This window comes from Thomasclavelia sp. (assembly GCF_017889095.1).
Lineage (GTDB): Bacteria > Bacillota_I > Bacilli_A > Erysipelotrichales > Coprobacillaceae > Thomasclavelia.
Window position 1 is genome coordinate 1 of record NZ_JAGHEW010000134.1, and the last position, 14,064, is coordinate 14,064.

At 28.6% G+C, this 14,064-nt stretch carries 13 protein-coding genes, 2 tRNA genes and 1 pseudogene; 8 read left to right on the forward strand and 8 right to left on the reverse strand.

The window, feature by feature from the left end; translation table 11 throughout:
* The 4 genes from treB to treR all read right to left on the reverse strand — a co-directional run.
* A partial coding sequence (gene treB, locus J7M77_RS06140) for a PTS trehalose transporter subunit IIBC (protein WP_296876955.1) occupies window positions 1–1,144 on the reverse strand: 1,144 nt, incomplete at its 3' end.
* A 162-nt stretch (window positions 1,145–1,306) separates the two neighbouring features.
* Entirely contained in the window at window positions 1,307–1,957 is a 651-nt protein-coding gene (pgmB, locus tag J7M77_RS06145) for a beta-phosphoglucomutase (protein ID WP_367236822.1), read from the reverse strand.
* A 15-nt stretch (window positions 1,958–1,972) separates the two neighbouring features.
* Window positions 1,973–4,636 carry a glycoside hydrolase family 65 protein gene (locus J7M77_RS06150; protein ID WP_296876957.1) on the reverse strand — a complete coding sequence of 888 codons (2,664 nt, stop codon included), beginning with the start codon at window positions 4,634–4,636 and terminating at the stop codon, window positions 1,973–1,975.
* Window positions 4,637–4,869: 233 nt separating this feature from the next.
* The gene (treR, locus tag J7M77_RS06155; RefSeq protein WP_296876958.1) at window positions 4,870–5,577 is read right to left on the reverse strand and encodes a trehalose operon repressor; all 708 of its coding nucleotides are present in this window, start codon (window positions 5,575–5,577) and stop codon (window positions 4,870–4,872) included.
* Between the two features lie 215 nt (window positions 5,578–5,792).
* Here treR and J7M77_RS06160 point away from each other — a divergent pair, with 215 nt between their 5' ends.
* The 3 genes from J7M77_RS06160 (at window position 5,793) to J7M77_RS06170 (ending at window position 8,207) form a co-directional block, all read left to right on the forward strand.
* Window positions 5,793–6,563: a YdcF family protein gene (locus tag J7M77_RS06160; protein ID WP_296876959.1), complete on the forward strand. Its 771-nt coding sequence runs from the start codon at window positions 5,793–5,795 to the stop codon at window positions 6,561–6,563.
* 71 nt (window positions 6,564–6,634) lie between these two features.
* Window positions 6,635–6,979, forward strand: a complete 345-nt coding sequence (locus J7M77_RS06165; RefSeq protein ID WP_296876960.1) for a hypothetical protein — start codon at window positions 6,635–6,637, stop codon at window positions 6,977–6,979.
* A gap of 169 nt (window positions 6,980–7,148) precedes the next feature.
* Window positions 7,149–8,207, forward strand: coding sequence for a WYL domain-containing protein (locus tag J7M77_RS06170; protein WP_296876961.1), 1,059 nt, complete (start codon window positions 7,149–7,151; stop codon window positions 8,205–8,207).
* A 17-nt stretch (window positions 8,208–8,224) separates the two neighbouring features.
* Here J7M77_RS06170 and J7M77_RS06175 read toward each other — a convergent pair whose 3' ends face one another.
* Window positions 8,225–9,274, reverse strand: a complete 1,050-nt coding sequence (locus tag J7M77_RS06175) for a MerR family transcriptional regulator (protein ID WP_296876962.1) — start codon at window positions 9,272–9,274, stop codon at window positions 8,225–8,227.
* A 134-nt stretch (window positions 9,275–9,408) separates the two neighbouring features.
* Window positions 9,409–9,484: transfer RNA gene (locus J7M77_RS06180), tRNA-His, on the reverse strand.
* A 318-nt stretch (window positions 9,485–9,802) separates the two neighbouring features.
* Between J7M77_RS06180 and J7M77_RS06185 the strand changes: the two genes are divergently transcribed.
* The gene (locus tag J7M77_RS06185) at window positions 9,803–9,970 is read left to right on the forward strand and encodes a hypothetical protein (protein WP_296876963.1); all 168 of its coding nucleotides are present in this window, start codon (window positions 9,803–9,805) and stop codon (window positions 9,968–9,970) included.
* Between the two features lie 74 nt (window positions 9,971–10,044).
* Here the strand turns inward: J7M77_RS06185 and J7M77_RS06190 are convergent.
* A tRNA-His gene (locus tag J7M77_RS06190) sits at window positions 10,045–10,120 on the reverse strand.
* Between the two features lie 138 nt (window positions 10,121–10,258).
* On the opposite strand from J7M77_RS06190, the gene J7M77_RS06195 reads away from it, so the two are divergent.
* Entirely contained in the window at window positions 10,259–10,807 is a 549-nt protein-coding gene (locus J7M77_RS06195; RefSeq protein ID WP_296876964.1) for a GrpB family protein, read from the forward strand.
* 28 nt (window positions 10,808–10,835) lie between these two features.
* On the opposite strand, the gene J7M77_RS06200 is transcribed toward J7M77_RS06195, so the two are convergent.
* Window positions 10,836–11,177: a phenylpyruvate tautomerase MIF-related protein gene (locus J7M77_RS06200; RefSeq protein ID WP_296876965.1), complete on the reverse strand. Its 342-nt coding sequence runs from the start codon at window positions 11,175–11,177 to the stop codon at window positions 10,836–10,838.
* Between the two features lie 282 nt (window positions 11,178–11,459).
* Here J7M77_RS06200 and J7M77_RS06205 point away from each other — a divergent pair, with 282 nt between their 5' ends.
* The 3 genes and pseudogenes from J7M77_RS06205 to J7M77_RS06215 form a co-directional block, all read left to right on the forward strand.
* Window positions 11,460–11,663 carry a cold-shock protein gene (locus J7M77_RS06205; RefSeq protein ID WP_296876966.1) on the forward strand — a complete coding sequence of 68 codons (204 nt, stop codon included), beginning with the start codon at window positions 11,460–11,462 and terminating at the stop codon, window positions 11,661–11,663.
* Window positions 11,664–11,763: 100 nt separating this feature from the next.
* Window positions 11,764–12,558, forward strand: coding sequence for an MBL fold metallo-hydrolase (locus tag J7M77_RS06210; RefSeq protein ID WP_296876967.1), 795 nt, complete (start codon window positions 11,764–11,766; stop codon window positions 12,556–12,558).
* A 52-nt stretch (window positions 12,559–12,610) separates the two neighbouring features.
* Window positions 12,611–14,064, forward strand: a pseudogene (locus tag J7M77_RS06215) (hypothetical protein); the annotation flags it as partial.

Genomic DNA, 14,064 nt, shown 5'->3' on the forward strand with positions numbered 1-14,064 from the left:
AAATACATGCCGGAACGTTAACTTGTTGTGCTTTTTCATTATCTTTTTGTAAAACTGTCATAGCAAGAACACTTGAACCTTGAGCAATGTTAGATAAAGCGATCATTGGCCATAAAATAGTTCCACCAAACATATTAGATAAAGTTGTATCGATAGCATTGGTCATGTGATGTAAACCAGTCATAACGATTGGTGCATATACTAAACCAAATACTAATGCGAATAAAACACCATAATCTGAAGTTAAACCACCATAAACAACATCTGCAATAAAGTTACCAATTGCCCATCCAATTGGACCAACTACAGTATGAGCAATAACTACTGCTGGTACTAATGAACAGAAAGGAACAATGATCATACTAATAACTGCCGGTGTAATTTTAGTAAAGAATTTTTCTAAATATACTAAGACAAATCCAGCCATCATGGCAGCAATAACTTGACCTTGATATCCAATCATTTGTACTTGAGCAAATCCAAAATCCCATACTGGAATATCTTTAGCAGCAGTTGATGCTACACTAAATCCATTTAATAATTGAGGTGATACTAATGTTAACCCTAAGATAATTCCTAGAATTTGCGTAGTACCCATTTTCTTTGTAATTGACCATACAATTCCTACTGGTAATAAATGGAATACTGCTTCACCAATCAACCATAAGAAATTATATGTTCCTTGCCAAAACGGATAAACATCTGCTAAACTTTGTGTTCCGTTTTCAAAGAAATTAATTTCTCCAATAATATTTCTAAAACCTAAGATCAACCCACCACAAATCAATGCTGGAATTAATGGTGCAAAGATTTCTCCTAAGTTACTCATAATTCTTTGAATTAATGTTTGTTGTCCTTTTGAAGCATCTTTAACCGCTTCTTTACTTACCCCTTCGATACCGCTTACAGCAACGAAATCGTTATAGAATTCAGAAACTTCGTTTCCAATAATTACTTGAAATTGCCCTGATTGTGTAAAAGTACCTTTTGCCGATGGTAATGCTTCAATTTTGTCAATATCAGCTTTTTTAGGGTCGGCTAGAACGAAACGCATTCTAGTAACACAATGTGTAACTGCATTAACATTTTCTTTACCACCAACATACTCTAACAAATCTTTAGCGTCTTTTTCAAATTTCCCCATTCTTTTTTCCTCCTTTGAATTTATATTATTTATTTTTATAAGCTATCCAATTTATCAAAATCAACTCTCTTCGTTTTAGTTGAAATAAATTTATGATTAATATGAACAAGAGGTAAATAATATATGAACTAACTATTATCTAAACGAAGAGAGTTATCCAAATTACACATTCATTAATTGATCAATATCTAATTCTTCAAAACTTTTAATTGTCATATCGGCACCAGTTAATGGTTCATGACCTTCAACACCGATAGCATACATATTTGCTCCTTTGATTCCTTCAATACCAGCTTTAGCATCTTCAAAACCAATTGCCTCTGCTGGATCAAGGCCAATCAATTCAGCCGCTTTAATAAAGATTTCAGGATCTGGTTTCCCTTTCTTTAAAGTAGCTGGATCGACAATTGCATCAAAATACTCAAATACACCTAATTTTTTTAGAATAAATGGTGCATTTTTAGAAGCAGAAGCTAAAGAGCATGGAATTTTTCTTTCTTTAGCTTGATCTAGAAAATCCTTTACACCAGGTAATAAATCATTGGGTGTTAAATCGTCTAATAATTTTACATAATTAGCGTTTTTAGAAGCAGCCATTTCTTCTTTTTCTTCAGTAGTATAATCATTTTCTTTACCACCATGAACTAAGATACGATCTAAAGAATCCATGCGGCTGATTCCTTTTAATTGCTCATTGAATTCTAAATCAACTTCAATTCCAATTGATTCCCCTAATTCTTTCCAGGCAATATAGTGGAATTTTGCTGTATCAGTAATAACACCATCTAAGTCAAAAACTAATCCCTTTTTCACAGTCATATACTCCTTTTAATATTCTAAACTTTCCATTTTATTAGCTACCAATTGTACTGGTTTTTCCATAAATGAAATTTCTACATCTTTATTTGCCATAACTTTGCAAGTATTAGCAGTAATATCAAATTGATAATTAACGCCATTTACATCAACATTAAATTGAATTCGATCCCATTGTTTTGGTAAATTAGGCATTAAGGCTAATTTAGCTTCACGAATATCAATTCCTGCAAAAGTAGATAAAGTAATGTAAACAGTTGCTGCCATAACCCCAGCATGGATTCCTTCAGCTGTTGTTCCCCCCTGAATATCCTGATAATCAGAATATAAAGCTTCTTGATATAAACGCCAGGCCATTTCTTGATCACCGATCATTGCTGCCAACTGGCAATGAACAACTCTTGATAAAGTAGAACCATGTGATGTTCGATCTAAGTAATAGTGAAGATTTTTAGTTAAATAATCATCAGGTAACTGATAATTTAAATCAGCTAAAATTCCATCAACTTTTTCTTTAGCAAAATTATAGAAAACCATCAATGTATCAGCCTGTTTAGCAACCTTATAATCATCTGCTGACTCTCCCTCAGCTCTTAAAATACGGTCCATACGATAGATATTTCCATATTTTTGACGATAATAATCCCAATCTATTTCTTTTAAATTAAAGTACCCCTCATATTGACCAATGATTCCCTCATCATTAATATCTAAACCTAATTTTCCTTTAATCGCATCCATTTCTTCTAAATCAGCTTTAGTTAAATCTGTTTTAGCTAAAATAGTATCTAATGCTTCGCTACCTAAAATACTTTCTAATTGATCAACGAATTCAAATAACCAGACAACCATCATATTAGTATAGGCATTGTTTTTAAATCCGCCTTCTTCACTTCCTGGATATGTTTCATGGAATTCATCAGGTCCCATTACTTTATCAATATAATAGCGATTTGTTTCTTGATCATAAGTAGCCCCACTTTGCCAGAAATGAGCAATTTCTAATAATAATTCGCCACCAAAATCTTTTAAATATTGATTATCATGAGTATTATTCCAATATAGCCAGACATTATAAGCAATCGCTAATGAAACGTGGCGTTGTAAACGGCTATAATCTTTATCCCATTTACCACTCATTGGATTTAAATGGATATCTTGTGATTGTTCTGTTCCATCCAATCCTGATTGCCATGGAAACATTGCTCCTTGATATCCAGCATCTTTAGCAGCTTGTTTAGCAGCTGGTAAACGATCATAACGGTATTTTAAGATCTGTTTAGCAGTTTCTGGGAAATGCACGATATAGAATGGTAAAATAAAGATTTCATCCCAGAAAATATGTCCCCTGTATGCTTCACCATGTAACCCTCTTGCTGTAATTGAAGCATCTAATCCTTTATTACCATTTGGTGATGCTGATACTAGTAAATGATAAGTATGCACATGCAATAATTTTTGTGACATTAAATCACCATCAACTGTAATATCCGATTTTTGCCATAACTTATCCCAAGCTTTAGTTGATTCTTCCAACATTACATCAAAGCTTTTAGCTGGATATTCATTATTAACTGCTTCATCAGTTTTTTCAATTTCTTGATTTGTTAGACATTCAATATGAACGTATTTTTCGACAGTAACTGTTTTATTTTCTTTAGCATTTACTGTAATTGATTGAACCACTTTATCATTAGAAACTGTATTAATTACTTCATTATTGTCGACAGCTTCTCCCATTAATTCACTATGTTGTACGATTGTAAATTGTGATTGTTTAGTTCTAGCTACAAGCACTGCCTGTTTACCATCAGCTGCTGTTTTTAAAATATCTAGATGATGTTGTTCTAGACTACGATATCTTTCTACATTGTAGTTATAAACATCTCCATCAATTTCAAAAATAACTTCGATATCACCAGCAAAATTTAATGGTGTAAAGGCATATTTAATCGCATATTCACGAGTATTTTCCATGTTAGCAACTTTTGCAGTAGCAACTTTTACTTGTTTTCCACTTGCAAACTCGACTACCATTTCACTAGTAAATAAACCATTTTTTAAATTAAGTTTTCTAACTAAAGAGATCAATTTTTGGCTGATGTCCAATAATTCATCGTCTACTTTGATTGAAATGTATTGACCATTTGGAGCATTAACAAAATCTTCATTAGAAACTTCTGTTTCTCCGATCATTGATTTAGCCTGATTATATAACCCCGCTAAATAAGTTGCTGGATAATGGTCATTAGAAATTTTCATTTCACTTAAGGCCCCTCTTAACCCAAAATAACCATTTCCAATTGTTAATAATGATTCAACTGAATATTCGTCTTTACCAGGATTATAGCCAACATACTCTAAATTCCAAATATAATCTTCTCTTGCCTGGTTTACTAAAGTTGTTTCATCTTCACCGTTTGCTAAAGCAAATGGTTTATTTGTTGTTTCAGTTAAAACTTGCAACAAATCATAACTTTTTTTACTGTCTGTAAAAATAGTGTTTTCGCATCCATAAACAACTGCTCCATCATAAGCTGGAAAATGTGATAAACAATCAACAATTTGATTAACCAATGTCATATCGATTCCACTAGCAACTGCAACTGTTTCTTCTTGTCCTTGACCAGTTATTGTTACGCTTTGTTTATCAAATGCTAAGTGTAAAATTTCCATTTGTTTCCTTCCGCCTCTCTTTCTTCGACTTGTACGTATACGTTTCATTGACAACTATTATATTACACCTGTACGTATATGTTGTCAATAATAAAAATAAGTTTTTTTAAATTTTTTTATAAACGTTTTCATTTTCAAAAAATCTCTTTTAAGCACCAAAAAAAGGTAACTATTTTTTACCCTATATCATCAAAAATATTATTTAATAAAAAAAGAACCATTAAACAATGGTCCTATGGTGTTCTTCTTGCAAAATCGACAAATCTAAATTTATCAGGACGATGCTTTGATTCTGTATATTGAAATAATGTAGCATCTTCTAAATAAGTATATGATTTAACACAAACAAGTAAATCGTATTCGTGCATATCTAATAATTTTTTTTCTTCATCAGTAGCCGGAACAACTACTATTTCTTTTTTCGCAAAGCTTACTTTCAAGCCTAATGTTCCTTCAATATATTCATATAAAGAATTTTGAGCATGTTCAATTTTTAAATCAGGGATAACTTGAGCATTTAAATAATCAGTATCTAAAATAACTTTTTCACCATCAATTTCTCTAATTCTGACAATTTCATATACATCGCCATCTTCCATGTATAGTTCGCGCTTCATTCTATCATCTACCGGATATTTAACAAATTTATGAACATGGGTTATGACATTTTCACTCATTGTATCTTTTAATTCTTTAAAACTCATTACTCCAGAAACTGGGAAATCAATCTTATCTACGTCCAGTACTAATGATCCTTTACCTTTTTCTTTTTGAATATAACCGTTTCGAAGTAATAAATCTAATGCTTTTCTAATTGTATCACGTGAAGCATTAAATTTTTTTTGCAGTTCGCTTTCACTAGGAAGATAAGTATTAGCTTCAATCTTACCGTTTAAAATTTCATCGCGGATATGTTGAAAAATCGATTGATACTTGCTCATAAAAAATCACCTCATCGACATAATTATACATAAAAACCCAAAATTTTTCAATATTGGGTCATTTTAGAAATCACCAAAAATTTGGTATTTTTAACTCCGCTACTTTACTTAGATAAAAGTATATTATATCAAATATAACAATTAACTAATATTTAAAAAATATTAAGAAATATTAATGTAAAAACATGATAGAATAGAAAAAAGGAGTTTTTACTATGAAAAGGAATTGTTATCCATTTGATTATCTTTTAATTATTTTAGGAATATTATCAATCATCTACTTTATTTTATTAGTATTAAATTCTAAATTTAATACTACATACTTTATTTATCCGATTTTCACTTTTATTACCTGGGTTTATGGTTTTTTTGAATTAAAATATAAAATCAGTATTTTATCAAAGTTACCTAAAGGAATAAATTATAGTATCAAAGGATTAATAATTATTGGTGTTTCTATTTTCTTGATAATTGAAACTTTGATCATTGTTCAATCTCGCCACAAGTATGAACAAAAATGTGATTTTATTATTATCTTAGGAGCGCGTTTATACGGGTCATCGCCAGCACCTTTACTAACCTATCGTCTTGATGCAGCCCTTGAATATCATCAAAAATTTCCCGATACTAAAATTATTGTCAGTGGCGGTCAAGGAAGTGGCGAGGATATTAGTGAAGCCACGGCAATGAAAAAGTATTTAATTGATCATGGTGTTGATGAATCAATTATTATTGAAGAAGACCAAAGCACTAATACTAATGAAAATATTCTTTTTAGTAAACAACTAATTGAAACAATAAGTGATAAAAAAGATTACCATGTTTTAATAATAACTAACGGTTTTCATTGTTATCGCAGTATGCTATTAGCTAATAAATATAATTTAAACGCTGATACTTATGCTGCTAAAGAACATGACGATACTGCTTTGCATTACTATTTACGAGAATTCTTTGGCTGTTTAAAAGACATTATTTTTTCATAATATTCCCAAAAATTTCCCACATATAGATAAATGCATTTTGATATAATATATTTTAATAGGGAGGAAGATTTATGTACTGTAATTTATATATAACCATTAAAGCAAAAGAAAAATTTGATGATAGTATTATTGATCCTATTACTTTTATTTTAATGGAATGGGGTGTTGATGGTAAATTAATTGATTGGGATATATATCCAAAACGGGCTAAGTTAGAAGTTAATACGGAAGATAATAATTATTTACATTATAGTATCACATATCAAGGAATGCAAAATATTATGGATCTATGTTATGACTATGAATTTATCATGACAATTATTGATAATGATGATCATCAAGAAACTTATACTACCTATGCTAGTGAATTTAATTCGATTAATTTTGAAACAGACGTTTCATATCTAATTATTTAGGTATAAAGAAATTTCTTTATATCTTTTTATTTAATTTATTCATAAAAAACTTAAAAATAAAAAATTATTTAGACATTCTAATTAAAACAACAAATAATTAATCTTATTTTTAATTTGTGATTTTACATATTTTGTAAGATAAAGTAAAATAAACTTTGGAGGGAAGAAAATGGGAGAAATTAGTAACGGTACAAGAATTTTATTAATCCAATATTTACTCAAAAGACTAACTGATGAAAATCATGCCCTTTCTCGAGAAGAATTAATTGACAAAATTAATGGCATTAGTGCTTCAGTTTCTGGAAATACAATTAAGTCAGATATTGAATCTATTAAAGCTTTTGATCATATTATCAATGAACATCAAGATTGTTTAATTCATCCTTTAAAAGGAACTAGTGGTGGTAAAATTAATTATGTAACTAAACAAAAGAAAGGGTCCTTTGTCGAAAAACCATTTTATAGTGATGCCCAGTTGATCATTCTGGCAAAATTATTAAATAAAGTCAAATATTTTGAAAATGGACCTAACTTAATTGATAAAGTATTAGCTGACAGTTCTGTTTATCGTATCAATCACTATCACTTAATTGAAAATAATGATCTTATTGCTAATAGTGATATTATCTATAATAATTTAAAGCTAGTCATTAATGCAATTGATAACTTTGCTTGTCTTAATTTTAAGGGTTTAGAATATAATATGATCAATAATGAATTGATTGATATTACTAACCAGGATACTATTTTATTATATCCAACTAATATTGATCTAAAAGATGATTTAATTTACGTAGTTGGTTATCAGTTTAATAAAGATAATGATTTTGAATTAAAATATTATCGTTTAGATCGTATCAGTGAATTAAAAACATGCCATTGTTCTAAAGAAATCAAAGAGATAATGAATTCATTTAAAGATAAGATTTGGCATGAAAACGATCCATTAAAACTAAACAACAAAAATATTATTAATTTAGAACTACGAGTTTATTTAGGTAATAATAAAATTTTTGAAAAAATGATTCAACGTTTCAAAAATTATAAAATTGAATTTGCTCAATTTCATCGCTTTATCCAAGTTTCAATCGCTGGTGTTAAAAACAGTGAAGATCTGCTTGATTATTTGTTACAATCAGCAAATCATATTGAAGTCTTAAAGCCAGTTGAATTAAGAGATACGTTGATAAAAGAAATTCAGCGCATGTCTGCTGTTTATCGCATTTAAAAAGCATTAATCAAAAATTAATGCTTTTTTAAATACTTTTCTTCTAATATCTTTTGCATGTGTTCATCAATATGGATCTCTTTTTCAAATGAATTTAGAATATTTTCTTTATCATCAATATTTTTACACTTATTTTTTAAAATAATCGCAAAAAATTTCAAATCATCATCTAAAGTAATTGGATTATCTAAGAAAATATGTCTGCCATCATTAAATTCTAAAACAAAATCAACAGTATAACCACTTAATGTAAATGGCGGTAAAGTTATCGCCCCTTTTCTTCGGTGCGATGATAATTTCAATAAACTTATGTCCTCATACAAATAATGATATTCAAAGTTATATTTATTAAACAACATAACATTATAAACATTTTTGTAATATTCAAAAATGTTTTTCGGTTGAAAAACAGTTAAGCCTGTTTCATCAAGTTCAATGAAAAAATCACTTGTTGGATGCATATAATAGCCACTTACCGGATTATTAGTATAGATAAATAATGAAAAGATTGAAAAAAATAAGAAAATTATTATTACGATATTAACACTAGGAATTTGATCATACATGTTATAATAACCAATCATACAACAGCCCGTTAACATCAATACACTTGCTCCATTTCTTTTAGCTTGTCTTCGCAAATGTTTTTGGCTAAGCCGTCTACCAATAGATACCTTATTACTGCCTCTTTGAAACCCCCAGGTCTTTTTACGAGGTTTTACTTCCACTTCGTTTAACTCAGGAATAATTGGAATTTCTTTTTCTTTTAGTTCATTAACTTTATCATAAACACTTTGCAATTCCGTTATTTTTTGCTGCATATATTTTTCTTTTTCACTTAAACAATCTCCAAAACTCATTTTTCCTGATAATATCATTTTGATTTCGTCTAAACTAATGTCCATCTCTCTTAACATTTTAATTAGCTTTAATGTTTCTAGATCTTTTTCATTATAATTACGATATCCATTTTCATCCCGTGATGGCTTTAGTAAACCTTCTTTTTCATAGAATAGAATAGTCTGTTTACTCATCTTAGTTTTTTCCTGAACTTCTTTAACTCTCATAATATTCATCCCCTTTTTCTAAGAAAATTATATAGGATATAGTAACTATATGGTCAAGTGCTATTTCTAAATTTTTAAATAAATAAAAAGTGCCTATCAAAATAGACACTCAATTATTAACGAATATAAAAAAATGGGGCGGACGATGGGGATCGAACCCACGAATGCCAGAGCCACAATCTGGTGTGTTAACCACTTCACCACGTCCGCCACATTATCAGCTAAGAGTCTTTAACCCTTAACGCAAGAATGATTATATATAATATTTGATAAAATGTAAAGAGAAAATTAAAAAAATATCATTTTTTTAACAAACTTTTTTATTTAAATCTTTCAAGATTCTAACATATTCACTTCTCCCTGTTCCCTAAAATGATAGGTTATTGGCAGTTAAACTCTTTTTTTTGTTATATTCTTTACATCTTTTTTTATTATGATAAGCTTAAACTAAAACTACTTTTAAAATATATAATCAAATTATAATAAAGGAAATTGATTTAAAATATGGAAGCAAACAAGTTCAACAAAATGAAAAAAGCATTTAAAAAATACAATAAATTTGATTTACTGTATTTTTTATTTGTTTTAATACTTATTATTATAGCAATCAAATCATTATTTACAGATGACTACAAAGATGGTATATTATTAGCTATTGCCACTTTAGGAATAACAGTTTTAAAGAAAATTAAATAAATTTTTTATAAATTAAGATAAAAAAGCACTAAATATACTAGAGTTAGCGATATTTAGTGCTTTTTTTATTAATTTGGGGCGGACGATGGGGATCGAACCCACGAATGCCAGAGCCACAATCTGGTGTGTTAACCACTTCACCACGTCCGCCATGAATAATCGTTAAAAATAGTTTTAACGTAATATCTATTTTATCTAATTTTCATTAAAAAGCAAGATATTTTTTATCATTTATGTAATTTTTTAAAAAAAGTGCTATAATTGACTACCTACAAGGAGGATGACAAGATGAAACCTGAACGTGAAGATTATTTAAATAAAGTAACTATCGGTAAACCTCAAGAAGTAAATGGAAAAGTTGTTTTAGCCAAATATGATAAAAATTGGGCAACAATTTTTGAAAACGAGAAAAAAATAATCAGTGCTCTTTTACCTGATGCCATAATTGAACATGTCGGCTCAACTGCTGTGGCTAATTTATGTGCTAAACCAATTATTGACATATTATTACTGGTTGATGATTCTAGTGATGAAAAATCCTATTTACCTAAATTAAAACAAGCTGATTATTATTTAAGAATTAGAGAAACAGACTGGTTTGAACATCGTTTGTTTAAAAAAAATAGTTTACAAATTAATTTACATGTTTTTTCCAAAGACTGTTTAGAAGCTAAACGAATGATTGCCTTTCGTGATATACTACGTAATAATCAGGAAGCATTTACATTGTATGCCAACAAAAAAAGAGAATTAGCTAATCGAAACTGGAAATATTTACAAGAATATGCGGATGCTAAAAGTGAAGTCGTAAAAATAATTTTAGAAAACTACAAATAAAAATCTCGCAGCTAGGCGAGATTTTAGTTTATACCAATTTTCCTTGTTTACCCCAGTTAGGATATTCATCAAACGAAACATAAATATTATTTACATCAATATTAGTTGTTTCTTTGATCATAACAACTAATTTTTCCATAAACTCTCTTTTAGCTTCTAAATCAGCTTTATTGTATAATTTAACAGCTATCATCATGCATGGGATATCTTCACCACCAAAATACATAATTTGATTGTCTTCTAAATGTAACATCAAATTTTCTTCTTTTTTCCCAGGAATAATACTAATTAATTCTCCTGTTCTTTTAGCAATCTCATTTTCTTGACGTAATGTTAATTTATGATTAGTTGTAAATGAAATAAATGGCATTTTATATACCTCCTTATAGTTTAGCTATTAATTATTGTACCATTTTTTTAAAGAGATGTTAATATCAAAAAAATATTATCAAACAGTTTATAAAAATACGCGCTATTGCTTTATTTTTTAGGTTGTGTTAAAATAATAGTGCAAAAGTAGCAATATAATTTTCATAGTATCACAAGTATTAGAAGATTGTATTACCTTTATGTACCACCACAATCCGATATTTGTGATTACGAGTTACATAGAGTATTTCCTTTTTGCACATCTTTCAAGGAGGTACCAATAATGAGTACAGGAAAAGTAAAATGGTTTAATCAAGAAAAAGGTTATGGTTTCATTACTAATGATGAAGACGGTAAAGACGTTTTCGTTCATTATTCAGCAATCAACGCTGAAGGGTTTAGAACTTTAGAAGAAGGTCAAATCGTAGAATTCACTATTAACCAATCTGATCGTGGACCACAAGCTCAAAACGTAACTGTTAAATAGAGCCGTTAAACCCCATTGGGGTTTTTTTATTTTTCAATGTTGCTTGCTTTTTTTGTCAAATCAGTTATACTTTTTTATAGATAAATAAGCGAGGAAAATTATGAAAATATACGATGCTATAAAAATAAACGATCATAGCTATTATATCAATGATGAAGATCAAGATTCTTGTTATTTAATTATTGGTAAACAAAAAGCTCTTTTAATTGATCTTGGGCTGTTTAAAGAGCCATTATTACCAACGATCAAATCGCTAACTGACAAAGAAATTATTGTTGTTTGTAGTCATGGTCATATTGATCATATTGGTACTATCAATGAATTTAATGATGTTTATCTTTCTCATTTAGACCGTGATGTCTTTTTCGATAATCAAAAATTAGCACCTGAATTTATTTTACCGGATTTTAAACAAGTTCATGATCTTCATTCACACCAGAAATTCGATTTAGGAGGAATTGAAATTGAAGCTGTTTTACTAGCTGGTCATACTCCTGGTTCAATGATTTTTTTAGATGCTGATAATAAAACTATCTATACTGGTGATGCTATCGGTTCTGGCTGTGGTGTCTGGATGCAATTATTCCATAGTCTAAAATTAAGTGAATATCGTGATAATTTAAAACAAGTAATCAATTATTTAACCGATTGCAATGTTGATCAGACATGGAAATTTTGGGGTGGACATAACCAGCAAGAATCAATGTCAACAGTTAGTACCTATAATCGTTTAGATTTTGATTTAATGAAAGATATGTACCAGCTTGCAAGTAAGCTGATCAATAAAGAAATTACCGGTATTAAAAACAATGCTCCAACTTTTGATGACCATCAAGCCTATTTTGCTAGTTATCAAAAAGCGGAAATGATTTATCAAGAAAACAGTTTGAAGTGAAATTGCCTAATTTCACTTTTATTATTTAAATTCAAGCACTTGGAGGTAACTTATGTTAAAAACAATTCGTGGTTTAAATTATGATCTTAAAATAGAGCATCTAATGAAACAAACCATCAATGAAGCAAATCAGCATTTATTTGATAATTATTATTTAATTGTTGATGATCCCCTATTTTTTGAAGAAACAATTTTTAAATACACTAATACCCTCTTTAATATTCAAATAATTACTTATAATAAACTGATCAATATTCTTTTAAAACAACTTGATCTTGATAACATCGAACCATTATCAAAATTAGATAAAATCTTAATTATTAAACAATTAATTGAAACTGATAACAATATCTTTAATAATAATGCTAAAATGGATCTAATCAAAGAAATCATTAATATCTTTGATTTATTCTATTTAGAAGAATTAAAACAGCCTGATTTAAATCAATTATCAAAGTTATCAAAACAAAAAATAACTACTTTGATTAATTTATATCATCATTTTCTAAAAACTATCCCTAAAGATAAATGTTTTTTTAAAGAAGAATTACTATTCAATCAGTTTAATGATTCTTTAAAAAACAATCACTATTATTTTATTAGTGAAAAAATCTTTAAAAAACACCGCTATAATTTAATTAAACAATTAGCTACATATAGCGATGTAATTATTTTAAAAAACGATCAGGATGATAGCCGTGATTTAAATAAACCATTTAGTTTTTATAATAATCATGATGAGTTTTTTAAAAACGATGATCCATATTTAAATCATTTAAATAACTATACTTTTGCCTTGCAGGCTCCTCGATTTAATCAATCTAGTCCGTTAGCTAAGATTATTCAAACTACCCCAAAAGCCGAGATTGAAAGTGTAGTGTTAAATTTATATCAGGATTTAATTGATCATCATCGTCATTTTAATGACTATGCTATCTATTATCCAAGTCAACAATACCAGACCTTGCTGGTCAATATCTTAGACAGCTTTAATATTCCCCATAATTTAAATCAAGATTTAATTTTTAGAGAGTTAGAAGCTTGTTTAAGCTTAATTAAATATCAATTAAATCATCAAAATGATGATCTTTTAGATTTATTAGATAGTAAGATGTTAAAAAGATTTAATGATGTTAACTATCTTGATTTAATCAAAAAGAAATATTTAGAAACTAATACATTAGAAAATCCGTTTGACAATCTTTTTAAAAACTGTCTTACTTTAACCGATTATGTTAGTGCAGTTATTTCTTTTATTGAACAAGAAATGATCACAAATGAACATACAATTACATTAATAAGTTATTTTAAAACACTTGAAAGTGATATAACATTTACTCTTAAAGACTTTTATCATTTAGTAAAAATGACTAAACCTGTTTTAAAAACAACTAAAAAACCAAATAATGATCATGTCTATTTATTAAGTTATGAGCAATGTTATAGCGGTATGTTGAATTGTCAAAAAGTTTATTTAACCGGAGTTAATGAAACAGTTGTCCCTAA

What these genes read in the sequence shown, in the direction of transcription:
- J7M77_RS06150 (WP_296876957.1), bottom strand. Translation starts at nt 4,636, where the DNA reads ATGGAAATTTTACACTTAGCATTTGATAAACAAAGCGTAACAATAACT.
- treR (WP_296876958.1), bottom strand. Translation starts at nt 5,577, where the DNA reads ATGAGCAAGTATCAATCGATTTTTCAACATATCCGCGATGAAATTTTA.
- J7M77_RS06160 (WP_296876959.1), top strand. Translation starts at nt 5,793, where the DNA reads ATGAAAAGGAATTGTTATCCATTTGATTATCTTTTAATTATTTTAGGA.
- J7M77_RS06165 (WP_296876960.1), top strand. Translation starts at nt 6,635, where the DNA reads ATGTACTGTAATTTATATATAACCATTAAAGCAAAAGAAAAATTTGAT.
- J7M77_RS06170 (WP_296876961.1), top strand. Translation starts at nt 7,149, where the DNA reads ATGGGAGAAATTAGTAACGGTACAAGAATTTTATTAATCCAATATTTA.
- J7M77_RS06175 (WP_296876962.1), bottom strand. Translation starts at nt 9,274, where the DNA reads ATGAGAGTTAAAGAAGTTCAGGAAAAAACTAAGATGAGTAAACAGACT.
- J7M77_RS06185 (WP_296876963.1), top strand. Translation starts at nt 9,803, where the DNA reads ATGAAAAAAGCATTTAAAAAATACAATAAATTTGATTTACTGTATTTT.
- J7M77_RS06195 (WP_296876964.1), top strand. Translation starts at nt 10,259, where the DNA reads ATGAAACCTGAACGTGAAGATTATTTAAATAAAGTAACTATCGGTAAA.
- J7M77_RS06200 (WP_296876965.1), bottom strand. Translation starts at nt 11,177, where the DNA reads ATGCCATTTATTTCATTTACAACTAATCATAAATTAACATTACGTCAA.
- J7M77_RS06205 (WP_296876966.1), top strand. Translation starts at nt 11,460, where the DNA reads ATGAGTACAGGAAAAGTAAAATGGTTTAATCAAGAAAAAGGTTATGGT.
- J7M77_RS06210 (WP_296876967.1), top strand. Translation starts at nt 11,764, where the DNA reads ATGAAAATATACGATGCTATAAAAATAAACGATCATAGCTATTATATC.